Annotated in this window: 15 protein-coding genes; 13 read left to right on the forward strand and 2 right to left on the reverse strand. The window is 64.4% G+C overall.

All coding sequences use genetic code 11. From position 1 onward, the window contains the following. Nucleotides 1-5: 5 nt before the first annotated feature. The 4 genes from KTQ37_RS09310 (at nt 6) to KTQ37_RS09325 (ending at nt 3,896) form a co-directional block, all read left to right on the forward strand. On the forward strand, nt 6-1,109 hold the full coding sequence (locus KTQ37_RS09310) for an ABC transporter substrate-binding protein (RefSeq protein ID WP_218630243.1): 1,104 nt from the start codon (nt 6-8) through the stop codon (nt 1,107-1,109). 89 nt (nt 1,110-1,198) lie between these two features. Beyond that, nucleotides 1,199-2,074, forward strand: a complete 876-nt coding sequence (locus tag KTQ37_RS09315) for an ABC transporter permease (RefSeq protein ID WP_218630244.1) — start codon at nt 1,199-1,201, stop codon at nt 2,072-2,074. Then, a complete protein-coding gene (locus KTQ37_RS09320) occupies nt 2,071-2,853 on the forward strand; it encodes an ABC transporter permease (RefSeq protein WP_218630245.1) in 783 nt (260 codons plus the stop codon). Before KTQ37_RS09315 ends, KTQ37_RS09320 begins: the two co-directional genes overlap by 4 nt. Continuing rightward, nucleotides 2,850-3,896: an ABC transporter ATP-binding protein gene (locus KTQ37_RS09325; RefSeq protein WP_218630246.1), complete on the forward strand. Its 1,047-nt coding sequence runs from the start codon at nt 2,850-2,852 to the stop codon at nt 3,894-3,896. The genes KTQ37_RS09320 and KTQ37_RS09325 overlap by 4 nt, the downstream gene beginning before the upstream one ends. Before the next feature lie 68 nt (nt 3,897-3,964). On the opposite strand, the gene KTQ37_RS09330 is transcribed toward KTQ37_RS09325, so the two are convergent. Next, nucleotides 3,965-4,849 carry a MurR/RpiR family transcriptional regulator gene (locus tag KTQ37_RS09330; protein WP_218630247.1) on the reverse strand — a complete coding sequence of 295 codons (885 nt, stop codon included), beginning with the start codon at nt 4,847-4,849 and terminating at the stop codon, nt 3,965-3,967. Between the two features lie 129 nt (nt 4,850-4,978). Between KTQ37_RS09330 and KTQ37_RS09335 the strand changes: the two genes are divergently transcribed. The 9 genes from KTQ37_RS09335 (at nt 4,979) to KTQ37_RS09375 (ending at nt 15,700) form a co-directional block, all read left to right on the forward strand. Next, nucleotides 4,979-5,743, forward strand: a complete 765-nt coding sequence (locus tag KTQ37_RS09335; RefSeq protein ID WP_218630248.1) for an N-formylglutamate amidohydrolase — start codon at nt 4,979-4,981, stop codon at nt 5,741-5,743. Next, nucleotides 5,743-6,249, forward strand: a complete 507-nt coding sequence (locus tag KTQ37_RS09340) for a TRAP transporter small permease subunit (protein WP_218630249.1) — start codon at nt 5,743-5,745, stop codon at nt 6,247-6,249. The genes KTQ37_RS09335 and KTQ37_RS09340 overlap by 1 nt, the downstream gene beginning before the upstream one ends. Then, nucleotides 6,249-7,574, forward strand: a complete 1,326-nt coding sequence (locus KTQ37_RS09345; protein ID WP_218630250.1) for a TRAP transporter large permease — start codon at nt 6,249-6,251, stop codon at nt 7,572-7,574. Before KTQ37_RS09340 ends, KTQ37_RS09345 begins: the two co-directional genes overlap by 1 nt. Before the next feature lie 50 nt (nt 7,575-7,624). Then, nucleotides 7,625-8,662, forward strand: coding sequence for a TRAP transporter substrate-binding protein (locus KTQ37_RS09350; protein ID WP_218630251.1), 1,038 nt, complete (start codon nt 7,625-7,627; stop codon nt 8,660-8,662). A gap of 80 nt (nt 8,663-8,742) precedes the next feature. Then, a complete protein-coding gene (locus KTQ37_RS09355) occupies nt 8,743-10,107 on the forward strand; it encodes a glutamine synthetase family protein (protein WP_218630252.1) in 1,365 nt (454 codons plus the stop codon). Between the two features lie 73 nt (nt 10,108-10,180). After that, entirely contained in the window at nt 10,181-11,569 is a 1,389-nt protein-coding gene (locus KTQ37_RS09360; RefSeq protein ID WP_218630253.1) for an aldehyde dehydrogenase family protein, read from the forward strand. Then, entirely contained in the window at nt 11,566-12,720 is a 1,155-nt protein-coding gene (locus KTQ37_RS09365) for an iron-containing alcohol dehydrogenase (RefSeq protein WP_218630254.1), read from the forward strand. Before KTQ37_RS09360 ends, KTQ37_RS09365 begins: the two co-directional genes overlap by 4 nt. Before the next feature lie 182 nt (nt 12,721-12,902). After that, nucleotides 12,903-15,014 (forward strand): YjbH domain-containing protein, encoded by a 2,112-nt coding sequence (locus KTQ37_RS09370; protein WP_218630255.1) that lies wholly within the window; start codon nt 12,903-12,905, stop codon nt 15,012-15,014. Then, nucleotides 15,011-15,700 (forward strand): YjbF family lipoprotein, encoded by a 690-nt coding sequence (locus KTQ37_RS09375; protein WP_218630256.1) that lies wholly within the window; start codon nt 15,011-15,013, stop codon nt 15,698-15,700. The genes KTQ37_RS09370 and KTQ37_RS09375 overlap by 4 nt, the downstream gene beginning before the upstream one ends. A gap of 98 nt (nt 15,701-15,798) precedes the next feature. Here KTQ37_RS09375 and KTQ37_RS09380 read toward each other — a convergent pair whose 3' ends face one another. Then, nucleotides 15,799-15,984, reverse strand: coding sequence for a hypothetical protein (locus KTQ37_RS09380; RefSeq protein WP_218630257.1), 186 nt, complete (start codon nt 15,982-15,984; stop codon nt 15,799-15,801). Between the last annotated feature and the right edge of the window lie 79 nt (nt 15,985-16,063).

A 16,063-nucleotide genomic window follows, 5' to 3' on the forward strand; every position in this document is an offset into this window, starting at 1 on the left:
CCGAAATGACGACGAAACCGATGCACTGGCTGGTAGGCGCCGCTGCGCTTCTGGCATCGACCGCTCTGGTCCATGCCGAGGACATGGCCGCGCTCGAAGCCGCCGCCAAGGCGGAAGGCATGCTGACCACGATCGCACTGCCGCACAGCTGGTGCGGCTACGGCGACGTGATCGCCGGCTTCAAGGCCAAGTATCCTGAAATCAGCGTGAATGAGCTGAACCCGGATGCGGGTTCGGCGGACGAGCTTGAGGCGATCCGCGCCAACAAGGGCAACACCGGCCCGCAGGCGCCCGACGTGATCGACGTGGGCCTGGCTTTCGGCCCGCAGTCGAAGGAAGAAGGGCTGATCCAGCCCTACAAGGTCTCGACCTGGGACGAGATCCCGGACAGCGCGAAAGACCCGGATGGCTACTGGTATGCCGACTACTACGGCGTGATGTCGTTCATGGTGAACAAGGACCTCGTGGACAACACCCCCACCGACTGGGCCGACCTGCTCAAGCCGGAATACGCGGGCCAGGTGGCGCTTGCAGGCGATCCGCGCGCCTCGAACCAGGCGATTCTTGCGGTGCTGGCGGCTGGCATGGCCAATGGCGGCGCGGCCGGCAAGGAAGCCGGCGAGAAGGGTCTTGAGTACTTCAAGGCGATGAACGAGGCGGGCAACTTCGTCCCGGTCATCGGCAAGGCCGGCACGCTCGCGCAGGGCGCGACCCCGATCGTGGTGATGTGGGACTATAACGCCCTTGCCGCGCGCGACACCCTTGCGGGTAACCCGCCGGTGGACGTCGTCGTGCCGAAAACCGGCGTTCTCGCCGGCGTCTATGTTCAGGCGATCTCGGCCCACGCGCCCCATCCGAACGCCGCCAAGCTGTGGATGGAGTACCTCTATTCGGACGAAGGCCAGAACCTCTGGCTCAAGGGCTACTGCCACCCGGCGCGCTTCAACGCGATGGCCGCCGCCGGCAAGATCCCGCAAGAGCTGATGGACGCCCTGCCCCCGGCCGAATCCTATGAGGCCGCCTACTTCCCGACCATCGAGGAGCAAGGCACCAACAAGGAAGCCGTCGTGGGCGGCTGGGATGCCGTCGTCGGCGCCAACGTTCAGTAAACGCGATCTATCGTGCCAGACTGCCGCCTCCGGTTTCCACCGGGGGCGGCTCCTGCGCCCCTTGGGGCCAAGAAACGAGCGGAGAAAGCGTGAGCGAGACGCAATTGCCCCCACCGCGCCGGCGGATCAATCTGAACTGGCTGGGCCTTGTGCCCTTCGCGCTGTTCGTCGGATTGTTCCTGATCGCGCCGACGATGAAGATCGTGATCGGCGCCTTCCAGCGCGCCGACGGTTCTTTCACCTTCGAGAATATCGCGGGTCTCTTCACCCCCTCGATCATCGCGAGCTACTGGATCTCGATCAAGATCTCGGTCGCCTCGTCGGCGATCGGTTGCCTTGTCGGCTTCCTGATGGCGGCGGCGATGGTGCTGGGCGGGCTGCCCAACACGATCCGCTCGCCGCTGATGACGTTTTCGGGCGTCGCCTCGAACTTCGCGGGCGTGCCGCTGGCTTTTGCCTTCCTCGCCACGCTCGGGCCGCTTGGCCTCGTGACGATGTTCCTCAAGACGCAGTTCGGGATCAACCTGCGCGCCATGGGGTTCAACATCCTCAGCTTCTGGGGCCTGACGATCACCTATCTGTTCTTCCAGATCCCGCTGATGATCCTGATCATCACCCCCGCGCTTGACGGGCTGAAGCGCGAATGGCGCGAGGCCGCCTCGTGCCTTGGCGCGACGGGCACGCAATACTGGCGCATGGTCGCGCTGCCGATCCTGTTCCCGACGATCCTGGGCACCTTCGCGCTCCTGTTCGCCAATGCCTTCGGCGCCGTCGCCACCGCCATCGCACTGACCGGTTCCAGCCTGAACATCGTACCGATCATGCTGTTCGCGCAGATCCGCGGCGACGTTCTGGGCAACCCGCATCTGGGCTATGCCATGGCCTTCGGCATGATCCTCGTGACCGGCATCGCCAACGTGATCTACATCTGGCTGCGGATGCGCTCCGAGAGGTGGCTGAAATGAAGAAAGCCGCCGCCTGGGCCATCCTCTTTCTCGGAATTACCTATTTCGTCCTGCCGCTGATCGGCATGGTCGAGTTCTCGCTGTCGATGCGCCGGGGGGTCTATTCCTTCGACGCTTACGCCAAGGTACTGGCCGATCCGCAATTCCGCCAGACCTTCTCCTATTCGGTGTTCATGGCGCTGCTGACCATCGTCTTCGGCATGTTCCTTGTTGTTCCCACGGCTTTCTGGGTGCGCCTCAAGATGCCGCGCATGCGCCCGGTGGTCGAGTTCGTGACCCTGCTGCCGCTGGTAATCCCGGCGATCGTCGTGGTCTTCGGCTATATCCGGCTGTTCAACACCTCCAGCTGGCTGCCGCTGACCGGCACCACTTTCGGCACCAACATGCTTCTGATGTTCGGCTACGCGACGCTCTCGCTGCCCTACATGTATCGCGCCGTGGACACCGGCCTGCGCACCATCGATGTCGCAACGCTGACCGAGGCCGCCCAGTCCCTTGGCGCGGGCTGGTTCACGGTGCTCGCACGCGTGATCCTGCCCAACGTGCTGGTCGCGGTGCTCTCGGGCGCGTTTGTCACCTTCGCCATTGTCATGGGCGAATTCACCATGGCCGCGCTGCTGAACCGCCCCGCCTTCGGCCCCTATCTTCAGCTGATGGGCGCCAACAAGGCCTATGAGCCCTTCGCTCTGGCGACCATCGCCTTCGTGATCACCTGGGCCTGCATGGGCCTGATCCAACTTGTCACCCGCTTCTCGAAACATACCAAGGCTGCCCGATGAGCTTTCTGACCATCTCCCATCTGGAAAAGAGCTTCGGCCCGAACCGCGTGGTGAAAGACTTCAATCTCACCGTCGATCAGGGTGAGTTCATCTCGCTCCTCGGCCCCTCCGGCTGCGGCAAGACCACGGTCCTGCGCATGGTCGCGGGGTTCGAGTCCCCCTCGGCCGGCCAGATCACCATCGATGGCGCCGACGTCGTCCGCCTCCGCCCCAACCAGCGCAACATCGGCATGGTGTTCCAGGCCTATGCGCTGTTTCCCAACCTGACGGTCGCGCAAAACGTGGGCTTCGGCCTCAAGGTCAAGGGCGCGCCCACCAAGGAGATCGCGGCGCGGGTCGAGGAGATGCTCTCCCTCATCGGTCTGTCCGAACTCGGAAACCGCTACCCGTTCCAGCTTTCGGGCGGGCAGCAACAGCGCGTGGCACTCGCCCGTGCACTGGCACCCAAACCGCAGGTGCTGCTCCTCGACGAGCCGCTCTCGGCACTTGACGCCAAGGTTCGCGTCAGCCTGCGCAACGAGATCCGCACCATCCAGCGTGAGCTAGGCATCACTACGATCTTCGTCACCCACGATCAGGAAGAGGCGCTCTCGATGTCCGACCGCGTGGTCGTGATGCACCAGGGCATCGCCGATCAGGTCGGCACCCCGTTCGAGATCTACAATCGCCCCGCCACCCGCTTCGTCGCGGGCTTCGTCGGCACGCTGAACACGCTCGAGGCGAAGGTACTCGACCCGGCCACCGGACGCGTCGATGTGGCGGGAACCGAGATCTTGCTGCATCGCGCCCTGACCGGCAGCAACGCGACCCTCGGCCTGCGGCCCGAGATGGTAAGCTTGGGACAAGGCGCACATGACACGGGCCTGCAAGGCACGATCACCGATGTCGACTTCCTCGGCTCGGTGATCCGGCTGCGTGCCGATGTCGGTGGCCAAAGCATCGCCTTCGACACGTTCAACACCACGCAAAGCTCCCCCCCGCGCATCGGCGAAAAGGTCGTGCTCGGGCTGAACGCCACCGACCTGCTGGTGATCGGAGACTGATCCGCCCTTTCTTCTTGGCCAAAATACCTCGGGGGTGAGGGCCATCTGGCCCGAGGGGGCAGCGCCCCCTACCCCTTGCGCCCCCGGAAGAAGCGCGCCCTTGCGTAAAGCTCCTCAAGCCGCTTCATCCGTGCGGCCGTCTGCTCCCAGGTCAGCGATTGCACCGCCGCCATCAGGGTCTCGACCAGAACCTGGATCGCCACCGTCGAATCCCAGGCCGAGGGCACCTCGACCTGCGCCGACAGCCGATAGCGCGCATGGCTCGCGGCAGGGCTGACCCAGGGATCGGTGATCAGCACCACCTCGGCCCCCTGCTCGGCCGCCATCTCGACCAGTTGCAGCACGTTGTTCTCGTAGCGGCGAATGTCGAAGGCCAGCAGCACATCGCCGCGACGCATCTCGATCAACGCGGGCGGCCAGGCGTTCGACACCGGCGCAAGCAGCTCCACCTCCGGCCGGATCACCTTCATATGGGTCACGAAATACTCGGCCATCGCCATGGTGATCCGCCCACCCGTGGCAAAGACCTTGCGCTCGGGGTCCGCCAGAAGGCGCGCGATCGCGTCGAACTCGGCATGGTCGATCTGCTTGAGCGTCGCTTGCAGATTGCTCAGCACGGCATCGGCGAAACGGTTGAGGATATGCGCCTCGGGTGCGGTCTCGGCCCAACGGTCATGCTTGGCCAGCGGGCTTTCCAGCCGCGCCTCCAACTCCTCCTTCACGGCGGCCTGCAAGCCGGGATAGCCGCCGAACCCCATCTTCTGGGCTAGGCGAACGACCGTTGGCGAGCTCACCTCGGCGGCCTTGGCTAGTTGGGTCACCGACCCAAGCAGCGCCACCGGATAGTGGCGCAGGATATGGCTCACCAGTTGCTTCTCGGCGCGGGTCATCGCCTCGATCCCGCCGCGCAGCTGCTCTTCGATGGTTTGCGTCACTGCCGCCAAATTGGGCATTCCCCCCATGATGGGCCGACTCGGCCTTAGAACAGATTGTAACAGAAATTCTATTTTTGAAATGATGTTGACAGAACCGGTCTGCGCGAGAGAGCCTGACCAAAAGATAAAAAGAGAATCGACGGGAAAATGACCGATCAGATTGCGGAAATCGCCGTATCTGTCGAAGGGCCGGATACCCCCGGCCGCTTCGTGGTGGTGTGCGAACATGCGTCCAACGCCTTCCCGGCGCCCTGGGGCGATCTCGGGCTGAGCGCTGCGCAGCGCGAGGCCCATATCGCCTGGGATCCGGGCGCGCTTGGGCTGGCGCGGGGTCTGGCGGCGCGGCTGAACGCGGCTCTCGTGCATGCCAACAGCTCGCGCCTGATCTATGATCTCAACCGCCCCCCGCATTCGGCAGGCGCGATGCCCGCGCGCTCCGAGATCCACGACATTCCCGGCAATCGCAACATCACCCCGCAAGAGCGCCTGACGCGGACCGAGGCGCTTTATCTGCCCTTCCACGCCACGCTGCGCGCTCAGATCGCGCGCAAACTGGCCTTGGGGCACGCGCCGGTGATGGTCACCGTGCACAGCTTCACCCCCGTCTTCAACGGCAAGGCCCGTGCCGTCGAACTGGGCGTGATCCATGACGCCGACCCCGCGCTTGCCGTGGCCTTCCATGCCGAGGCCCGCGCCGCGACCCAGATGGATGCCCGCCTGAACGAGCCCTACTCGGCCGCCGACGAGGTCACCCACACCCTTGCCCTGCAAGCGACGCCTCTTGGCATCCCCAACGTCATGATAGAGTTGCGCAACGACCTGATCGCCACGCCCGCCCAGCAAGACACGATGGCCGAGCGCCTCGCCCCGCTGCTGCTCGCGGCCGTCGCCAAGATCGAGGAGGCGCGCTAATGCCCGGCTGGTGTCACGCCTATGTTCGCTTTGTCGAAGGCATGAACCGCCGCGTGGGGCGCTTCGCCATGTATCTGCTCTATGTGATAATGGCGATCTTGCTGTGGTCCTCGGTGACCAAGATCATGCATGTGCCCGCGCTCTGGACGCTTGAGATGGCCCAGTTCACTCTGGTCGCCTATTACATGCTCGGCGCGCCCTACTCGTTTCAGCTCGGCACGAACGTGCGCATGGACCTGTTCTATTCCCGCTTCACCACCAAGGGGCAGGCGATGTGGGACGTGTTCACCGTCTTCGTCCTGATGTTCTACCTTGGCGTGATGCTTTGGGGGGCGTTTGACTCGACCGTCTATTCCTTCTCGGTGAATGAGCGTAACCCGACCGCCTGGCGCCCGCCGCTCTGGCCGATCAAATCCATCATCACGATCAGCTTCGCGCTGATGCTGTTGCAGGCCGGGGTCCATCTGATCCGCGACATAGCGACCGTCCGCGGGGAGAAAATCTGATGGATCACAACACGATCGCCCTTCTGATGTTCTCGACCATGCTGCTGATGATGCTCACCGGGCAGCGGGTTTTCGGCGCCATCGGCTTTGTCGCCGTAGCCGCCGCGCTGATGCTCTGGGGGCCGGGCGGGACGGACATGGGCTTTTCGGCGGTCATGAAGCTGATGAAGTGGACGCCACTGCTGACGCTGCCGATGTTCGTTTTCATGGGCTATGTGATGTCGGAAAGCCGTCTGGCCGATGACCTCTACCGGATGTTCCACGTCTGGTTCGGCCCGGTGCCGGGCGGCCTTGCCATCGGGACAATCCTATTGATGGTGATGATCTCGGTGATGAACGGTCTCTCGGTCGCGGGCATGGCCATCGGCGCCACCATCGCGCTGCCCGAACTGATGCGGCGCGGCTATGACAAGCTGATGATATCGGGCGTGATCCAGGCCGGGTCGAGCCTTGGCATCCTGATTCCGCCCTCGGTCGTGCTGGTGCTGTTCTCGCTGATCGCGCGTCAGCCGGTGTCGAACCTGTGGCTGGCGGGCGCGGTGCCGGGCCTGTTGATGGCGACGCTCTTCATCCTCTACATTCTGATCCGCACCAAGCTGAACCCGGCCCTCGCCCCGCCGATGTCGGAGGAAGAACTTGCCTCGGTCAGTCGCGCCGAGAAGTTCCGCCTGCTGCGCGCCGGGCTGCTGCCGGTCTTCATCTTCGTCGCGATGATGGTGCCCTTCCTCAATGGCTGGGCCAGCCTGACCGAGGCCTCGGTCATCGGCGCGCTGGCAGCCGTGCTGGCCGCCATCGTCAAACGCCGTTTCACCCGCGAGGTATTCGAGACCGCGACGCGCCAGACGCTGGCGATCACCGTGATGTTCATGCTGATCATCACCGCCGCGCTGTCTTTCGGCGCCGTGTTCGACGGGCTTGGCGCGGGTCGCGCGATCAACAACTTCTTCCTCAACAGCCTGGGGCTCGAACCCTGGCAGATCCTGGTGCTGATGCAGGTCAGCTTCCTCGTGATGGGGATGTTTCTCGACGACACCGCCATGCTGGTCATCGTGGCGCCCGTCTATGTCAGCCTTGCCAAGACCCTGGGCTTCGATCTGATCTGGTATGGCGTGCTTTACACGATCACCTGTCAGATTGCCTATCTCACGCCGCCCTTCGGGTATAATCTGTTCCTGATGAAAGCGATGGCACCGCCCGAGTTCACGCTGCCCGTCATCTACCGCTCGGTCGCGCCTTTCGTGCTGTTGATGCTGCTGACACTGATCCTCGTGATGATCTTCCCCGAACTTGCGCTCTGGCTGCCGCGCGAGGTTCTGGGCCGCTGATGATAACGAACGACCCCGAAACGGGGCGCTGAACCAACAAGGAGAGAGAAATGACGACGACAAGACGTAAGTTCCTCACGACCGGTGCGGTGGGTGCTGCCGCGGCGGGCCTCGCGGCTCCGGCACGCGCGCAAAGCACGATCAAGTGGCGCCTGCAGACCTATGCGGGCCCCGCACTGGCCGAAGAGGTGGTCAAGCCCGCAATCGATGCGTTCAACGCCATCGCCAACGGCCAGATGGAGATCGAACTTTACACTTCGGACCAGCTGGTGCCGACGTCGGAGTTGTTCCGGGCCATGCAGAACGGCACGATCGACGCCGTGCAGTCGGATGACGACTCGATGGCCTCGCCGACCGAGGTGACCGTGTTCGGCGGCTACTTCCCCTTTGCGTTGCGCTACTCGCTTGACGTGCCCGCGCTGTTCAACACCTGGGGCCTCGATGAGATCTGGAAGGAAGAATACGCCAAGGTGGGCATCAAGCACATCTCGGCCGGGTCGTGGGATCCATGCAACTTCAACATGAAAGAGCCGGTCAGCTCGCTCGCCGACCTTAACGGCAAGCGCGTCTTCACCTTCCCGACGGCGGGCCGGTTCCTCGCGCAGTTCGGCGTCGTGCCGGTCACTCTGCCCTGGGAAGATGTCGAGGTCGCTCTGCAAACCGGCGAGCTTGACGGCCTGGCCTGGTCGGGCATCACCGAGGACTACACCTCGGGCTGGTCGAAGGTCGCGCCCTATTTCCTCGTGAACAATATCTCGGGCGCGTGGATCGGGCATTTCTTCGCCAACATGGATCGCTGGAACGAGATTCCGCCGCATCTGCAGCAATTGATGACGACCTGTTTCGAGCAGTCGCACTACCGCCGCCAGTGGTGGTACTGGGCTGGCGAGGCCAAGCTGCGCGTCGAAGGCCCGGACATGAAGCTCACCAGCCTGCCCGACGAGGACTATGCCAAGCTTGAAGAAGCCGCGCACAAGTTCTGGGATGAGATCGCCGCCGAAAGCCCGCTCAAGGCGAAGGTTGTCGAGATTATCCGCAAGTATAACGATACCATGGTCAAGGCTGGCGCGCCCTATCGCTACAGCTGATCCGGCCGGGGCCACGCGCCCCGCCGCGCAATACCCGAGCCCCGCCCGCAAGAAGGCGGGGCCGTTCACAGGAGGAAAGAATGCCCGCCAACCTCTCGCTTGAGGCTCTGAAATCCGCCGTAGCTTCCGGCGACATCGATACTGTAATCGTGTGCATCTGCGACATGCAGGGCCGCCTTCAGGGCAAGCGCTTCCACGCGCAGCACTTCCTCGAAAGCGCGGTCGAGGAAACCCATTGCTGCAACTACCTGCTGGCCACCGACATGGAGATGGTCACCGTGCCGGGCTACGAGGCCTCGTCCTGGTCGCGCGGCTATGGCGATTACATCATGAAACCCGATCTGGCCACGCTGCGCCTGATCCCCTGGGCCGATGGCACGGCGCTGGTGATGGCCGATCTGTACGATCACCACACGCATGAGCTTGTCCCCCACGCCCCGCGCACCATCCTGAAAAAGCAGGTCGAGCGCGCCCGCGCGATGGGCTTTGAGCCGATGATGGCGACCGAGCTTGAGTTCTTCCTGTTCGAGGAAAGCTTCGCCGAGCTGTTCGATACCGGCTACCCCACCCCCACGCCGATGGCGCGCTACAACGTCGATTACTCGATCATGGGCTCGACCCGCGACGAGCCGATCATGCGCGCGATCCGCAACAGTCTTTACGGTGCGGGCATCCCGATCGAATGTTCGAAAGGCGAAGCCGACGCCGGTCAGGAAGAGGTCAACGCCAAGTATTCCGACGCCATCGACACCGCTGACATGCACAGCCTGATCAAGCTTGGCACCAAGCAGATCGCGCAGGACTACGGCGCGAGTGTCACCTTCATGGCGAAATACGACGACAAGCGCGCGGGCTCGTCGAGCCATATCCACCAGTCGCTCTGGCAGGGTGGCGCCAATATCTTCTACGACGCGGACGCGGCCTATGGCATGTCGGACACGATGCGCCACTACCTTGCCGGGCAGCTGGCCTATACGCGCGACATCGCCGTGTTCCTCGCGCCCTATATCAACAGCTACAAGCGTTTCTGCGTCGGCATGTTCGCCCCCACCAAGGCGGTCTGGTCGCTGGACAACCGCACCGCGGGCTACCGGATCTGCGGCGAAAGCACCAAGTCGGTGCGCGTTGAATGCCGGATCGGCGGGGCCGACCTGAACCCCTATCTGGCCTGCGCGGCGCTGCTGGCGGCGGGGCTAGAGGGGATCGAGCGCAAGCTGGACCCCGGCACGCCGATCTCGGGCGATCTTTATCAGAACGACACCGCGCCGCAGGTGCCGCGCTCGCTGCTTGAGGCGGCCGAGGCGCTGAACGGCTCGGAATTCCTGCGCAAGGCCTTCGGCGATGACGTTGTGTCACACTACCATCGCGCCGCGCGTTGGGAGATCGAAGAGGCAATGCGCGTGGTGACCGATTGGGAACGCACGCGCGGGTTTGAGCGGGCCTGAGGCCCCGTAGATGGCTGCGTCCGGCCAGTCGGACGCAAGGAACGGTGCCCCTTGGGGCGCAAGGAAGGTCGATATGACGAAGATGATCCAATGCATCTCGCCCGTGGACGGGCAGGTCTATGCGGAAAGGCCCGCTCTGAGCCTGTCCGAGGCACAGATGGTTGCCGAGCGCGCCCGCGCGGCGCAGGCCGAATGGGCCGCGCGCCCGCTGGAAGAGCGCATCGCGCTGGTCAAGGCCGGTGTCGCCAAGCTCAGCGAGATGAAAGAGCAGATCGTCGAGGAACTGGCCTGGCAGATGGGCCGCCCGACGCGCTATGGCGGCGAATTCGGCGGGGTGAATGACCGCACCGAGTATATGTCCTCGATCGCGGCGCAGTCGCTGGCGCCGATGGTGGTGGAAGACAGCGACCGCTTCCTGCGTCAGATCGCGCGCGAGCCGGTGGGTGTGGTCTTCATCATCGCGCCCTGGAACTACCCCTACCTCACCACGATCAACACGCTTGCGCCCGCCCTGATCGCGGGCAACACGGTCGTGCTGAAACACGCCTCGCAAACCCTTCTGGTGGGCGAGCGCCTGGCCGAGGCCTTCCACGCGGCGGGCGTGCCCGAGGATGTGTTCCAGAACGTATATCTGACCCATGACGTGACCGAGGCGCTGATCCAGTCGCGCGCCTTCGGCTTCATCAACTTCACCGGCTCGGTCGGTGGCGGCGCGGCGATCGAGCGCGCGGCGGCAGGCACCTTCACCGGGCTCGGGCTTGAGCTTGGCGGCAAGGATCCGGGCTATGTGATGGACGACGCCGATCTCGACGCCGCCGTGGACAGCCTGATGGATGGCGCGATGTATAACGCGGGCCAGTGCTGCTGCGGGATCGAGCGGGTCTACGTTCACGAAAGCCTCTATGACGCCTTCGTCGAGAAGGCCGTGGCCTGGGTGAAGAACCTCAAGCTCGGCAATCCCTTCGATGCCGAAACCACCATCGGCCCGATGGCGAACAAGCGTTTTGCCTATACCGTGCGCGAGCAGATCGCCGAGGCCGTGGCCGAGGGCGCGACCGCGCTGATCGACCCCGCGCTCTTCCCCGAGGATGACGGCGGCGCCTATCTGGCCCCGCAGATCCTTGTGAACGTGAACCACGAGATGCGCGTCATGCGTGAGGAAAGCTTCGGCCCCGTGGTCGGCATCATGTCGGTCGCGAACGACGCCGAGGCGATCGCCGCGATGAACGACAGCCCCTATGGCCTGACCTGCTCGCTCTGGACCTCGGACCCTGGGCGCGCGGCCGAGGTGGGCGCACAGGTGCAGACCGGCACGGTCTTCATGAACCGCTGCGACTATCTTGACCCGGCACTGTGCTGGACGGGCTGCAAGGACACGGGCCGGGGCGGATCGCTCTCGGTTCTCGGTTTCTACTCGGTCACCCGGCCGAAATCCTACCATCTCAAGAAGGTGACGAAATGACCGCCCCGACCGTCAACTGGTCCTACCCCACCGCCATCAAGTTCGGCCCCGGTCGGATCAAGGAACTGGCCGATCACTGCACGGCCGTTGGGATCAAGAAGCCCCTGCTGGTGACCGACAAGGCGCTGGCGGGCCTGCCGATCACGGCGGGCGCGCTGGATGTGCTGGAGGCGGCGGGCCTTGGCCGCGCGCTGTTTTCAGAGGTCGATCCGAACCCGAACGAAAAGAACATGACCGACGGCATCGCCGTTTACAAAGCGGGCGGCCATGATGGCGTGATCTGCTTTGGCGGCGGCTCAGCGCTGGATCTGGGCAAGATGATCGCGCTGATGGCCCGTCAGGCGGCCTCGCTCAGCGTCTGGGATCTGGAGGACATCGGTGACTGGTGGACCCGCGCCGATGCCGCGAAGATCGCGCCGATCATCGCCGTGCCGACCACCGCAGGCACGGGGTCCGAGGTCGGGCGCGCGGGCGTGCTGACCAACTCGGACACCCACAAGAAGAAGATCATCTTCCACCCCAAGCTCATGCCTGCGGTCACGATCTGCGACCCCGAGCTGACCGTGGGGATGCCCGCCTTCATCACCGCTGGCACCGGGATGGACGCGCTTGCCCATTGCCTTGAGGCCTATTGCTCGCCCTTCTACCACCCGATGAGCCAGGGCATCGCGCTGGAAGGCATGCGTCTGGTGTTCGAGAACCTGCCAAAGGCCTACGCGAACCCGACCGATCTTGAGGCCCGTGCCAACATGATGTCGGCCGCGGCTATGGGGGCGGTTGCCTTCCAGAAAGGGCTTGGGGCGATCCACTCGCTCTCGCACCCCGTCGGCGCGGTCTATGGCACGCACCATGGCACGACCAATGCCGTCGTGATGCCGATGGTGCTCGATTACAACCGCGCAGCCATCGAAGACCGGATCAAGGCGGCCGCCGCTTACCTCGGCATCGAGGGCGGGTTTGACGGCTTCCGCGCCCGGGTCATGACCCTGCGCAGCGAGCTTGGCATCCCCGAGAACCTCTCGGCCATGGGCGTCAAACCCGAAGACCTCGACATGCTGACCGAGATGGCGCTGGAGGACCCCTCCTGCGGCGGCAACCCGATCGAGATGACGCGCGAAAACACCCGCGCCCTCTTCGACAGCTGCATGTAACCGATCAGGCCGGGGCGCGTATCGCCGCGCCCCGGCCCCACAGGAAGACCCCGCGCCGCAGCCTTCCGCAAATTCTTGCGAAAAAAGTGTCGCTTCGCGCCCATAGTGGCGGATGAATCGCGTGCTTCCTCTCGCGTTGTGCGCGCGTGCGCGATAAACAGGGAAAAATCCTGGAGGGACACGTGGCGCGCAAAGTCTCGAAGATCGCTCAGATCAGCACTCTTGCCCTGATCGCGGGCAGCCTGCCCATGGCATTCGAAACCCCGGCTCATGCCGAAACCACCATCGGCTGGAGCCTTGGCACCTACGGCGCCCCGGGCCTGATCGACATGCCCACCGCCGAAGTCATCAAGGATGGCGAGCTGGTCACCTCGGTCTATGGCTATGGCAAGACCGCGCGCGGCAATTTCAGTTTCCAGATCGCCCCGCAGCTGACCGCCGTTCTGCGCGTCTCGACCGAGGACGGGATGGCCGACGATGGCACCGCGCTGCGCGACCGGGGCTTTGACCTGCACTGGCAGGTGCTGAACGAAAACGGGATGCGCCCGGCACTGGCCATCGGCCTGCGCGACCTGATGGGCGGCGGCATCCACGGCTCGGAATATATCGTTGCGACCAAGACGCTGAACCCCTCACTGCGTGGCACCGTGGGCCTTGGCTGGGGACGACTGGGTTCCGAAGGCAGTTTTGGCGGCGGCACGCGGCCGGTGAGCGACCCCACCGGCGGCCTGAATTCAGAGGCATGGTTCCGTGGTCCGGCGGCGGTTTTCGCGGGTCTTGCCTGGCAGGCCAACGACAAGCTGACGCTGAAGGCGGAATACAGCTCGGACGCCTATGAAGCCGAAACCGCAGCGGTCGGGTTCGACCGCAAGTCCTCGCTGAACTTCGGTGCGGATTACAAGATCAACAGCATGGTGAAGCTGTCGGGTTACTACCTGGCCGGTTCCGAGGTCGGGCTGCAACTGACCGTCGCGCTTGATCCGCGCCACCCGCCAGCACCCTCGGGGCTTGAGAAAGCACCGCTGCCGGTGCGTCCGCGCCCCGCCCCCGCCGCCGACCCGGACGGCTGGTCGGGCGCCTGGACCGCCGACCCCACCGCGCAACCCGCGATTCAGACAGCCGTTGCCGATGCGCTTCGCAAGGACGGGCAAATCCTCGATTCGATGCGACTGTCGGCTGACAGCGTCAACGTGCGCGTGCGCAACCAGATCTACGCCGCTCCGCCGCAGGCCATCGGCCATACCGCCCGCGTCCTGACGCGCGCCCTGCCCCCCTCGGTCGAGACGATCACCGTCACGCAGGTCTCCAACGGGATGCCGACCTCATCGGTCACCTTCCGCCGGTCTGATCTGGAGCGCCTCGAAAACACCCAGGCGGGTGAGATCCTTGCCGCAACGCAGATCGGCGAGGCCGAGACCGCTGGCGCCTATGTGCCCACCGAAGGCCTTTATCCGCGCCTGCAGTTCGGCCTGCGCCCCTATGCCGAGTTCTCGACCTACGAGAAAGACGCCGATCTTTACGCCGACATGGGCGTCGAGCTGAGCGCGCGTTACGAGATCACGCCGGGCCTGATCCTGTCGGGCGCGATCAACCAGAAGATCTTCGGCAACCTCGACGAACAAACCAAGGTCTCGACCTCGACCGCGCCGCATGTCCGCTCGGATATCGCCGAGTATCAGAAGCATGGCGATCTGGCGCTGCAACGCCTGACGCTGGCCTGGTATAGCCGCCCCGCCGAGAACCTCTACAGCCGCGTCACCGTCGGTTATCTCGAGCAGATGTATGGCGGGGTCTCGGGCGAGATCCTGTGGAAACCCGTGGACAGCCGTCTGGCCTTCGGCGGCGAGTTAAACTGGGTCAAGCAGCGCGCCTATGACCAGCGCTTCGAATTCCTCGATTACGACACCGTTTCGGGCCACCTGTCGGCCTATTACGACTTCGGCGCGGGCGTCACCGGCTCGGTCGATGTCGGTCGTTACCTGGCCGAGGACTGGGGCGCGACCTTCTCGGTCGATCGCGAACTGGCGAACGGCTGGAGCGTGAGCGCCTTCGCGACGATCACCGACATGAGCTCGGACGAGTTCGGCCCAGGCGCCTTCGACAAGGGCGTCAAGCTGCGCATCCCGCTGTCCTGGGCAACCGGCAAGCCTTCGCTCGCGACCTTCACGCCCACGATCCGCCCCTATGTCGGCGATGGCGGTGCGCGCGTCGAGGTCGATGGCCGCCTCTATCAATCCGTGCGCAACACCCATATGGGCGCCCTTTATGAGGATTGGGGGAGATTCTGGCGATGAGCCGCCCCCTCCTGACGGCTCTGGCCGCCGCCGTGGCGCTTAGCGCCTGCGCCAGCGACACTGCCGGGGTGGCCCAAGGCGGCGCCTCCGCCAGCAGCACTCTGAAAGCGGGCCTCGCGCTGGTCATGCCGGGCAGCGAAGCCGCGCAGACCGCTCCGCAGAACCCCGAAGCGCTGGCGCAGGCCGCGCTCTCCTCGGTCAAGGGGCCGGTCATGCTGGCAACTTTCGAGGCATCGGGCGCCACGATGGTTTTCGGCATGGTCGGCGAGAATGGCGCGATGCGCAGCTACAACAGCCCCGATCAGCGCGGCATCGTGTTGCGCAACGGAATGCTGGCGGCAACGCGCGGCTTTGGCGAAGACCTGATGTCAGCCGACACCGAGGGCGTCGCCAAACTGGTGACGTCGCGGAGCGCAGGCACCGCCGAGCGGGTGCAACGCTATCTTGACGGCGATGGCACCGAGCGCCCCGTACCGATGCGCTGCGCCGTGAGCATCGGCCAGCCGGTCAGCCAGACCCTGTCGGGCATCGCCTATAGCGGCATGCAGGTGGTCGAGCATTGCGAAGGCTCGGGCGCGGTGGTGGATAACGGATATCTGGTCAGCACCAAGGGGCGCGTGCTCGTCTCGAGCCAATGGGCGGGTCCGAGCCTGGGCTACGTAATGTTCCAGTCCCTACGGGACTGATCGCGCAGTTCACGTTCCAGCAAACACCGCGCAACGCAAAATAAAAAAGATCGGAAAGCTTGCGCTTCCCGATCTTTCAAATTCAACCGAAGTCGAAATCAGTCGTTCGCGGCAACCGCGATGCCGACGATCAGCAGGGCCGGGATCAGCCAAGCAGCGTTCGACGACGACGAACCTTCGACGACGACCGGTTCGGCTTCCACGACCGGAGCGGTGTAGCCGCCAGCAAAAGCGGTCGAAGCCGACAGGCCGAGGGCCAGAGCGATGGTAGCGATTTTTTTCATAGTAATCTCCGTAATTACCGTTGACAGCCGCCACGCTGGCAGCCTCGGAGCGAGACTCTCACATGCGCAACAGATTGCA

Source organism: Sedimentimonas flavescens, from assembly GCF_019264375.1.
Taxonomy (GTDB): domain Bacteria; phylum Pseudomonadota; class Alphaproteobacteria; order Rhodobacterales; family Rhodobacteraceae; genus Rhodobacter; species Rhodobacter flavescens.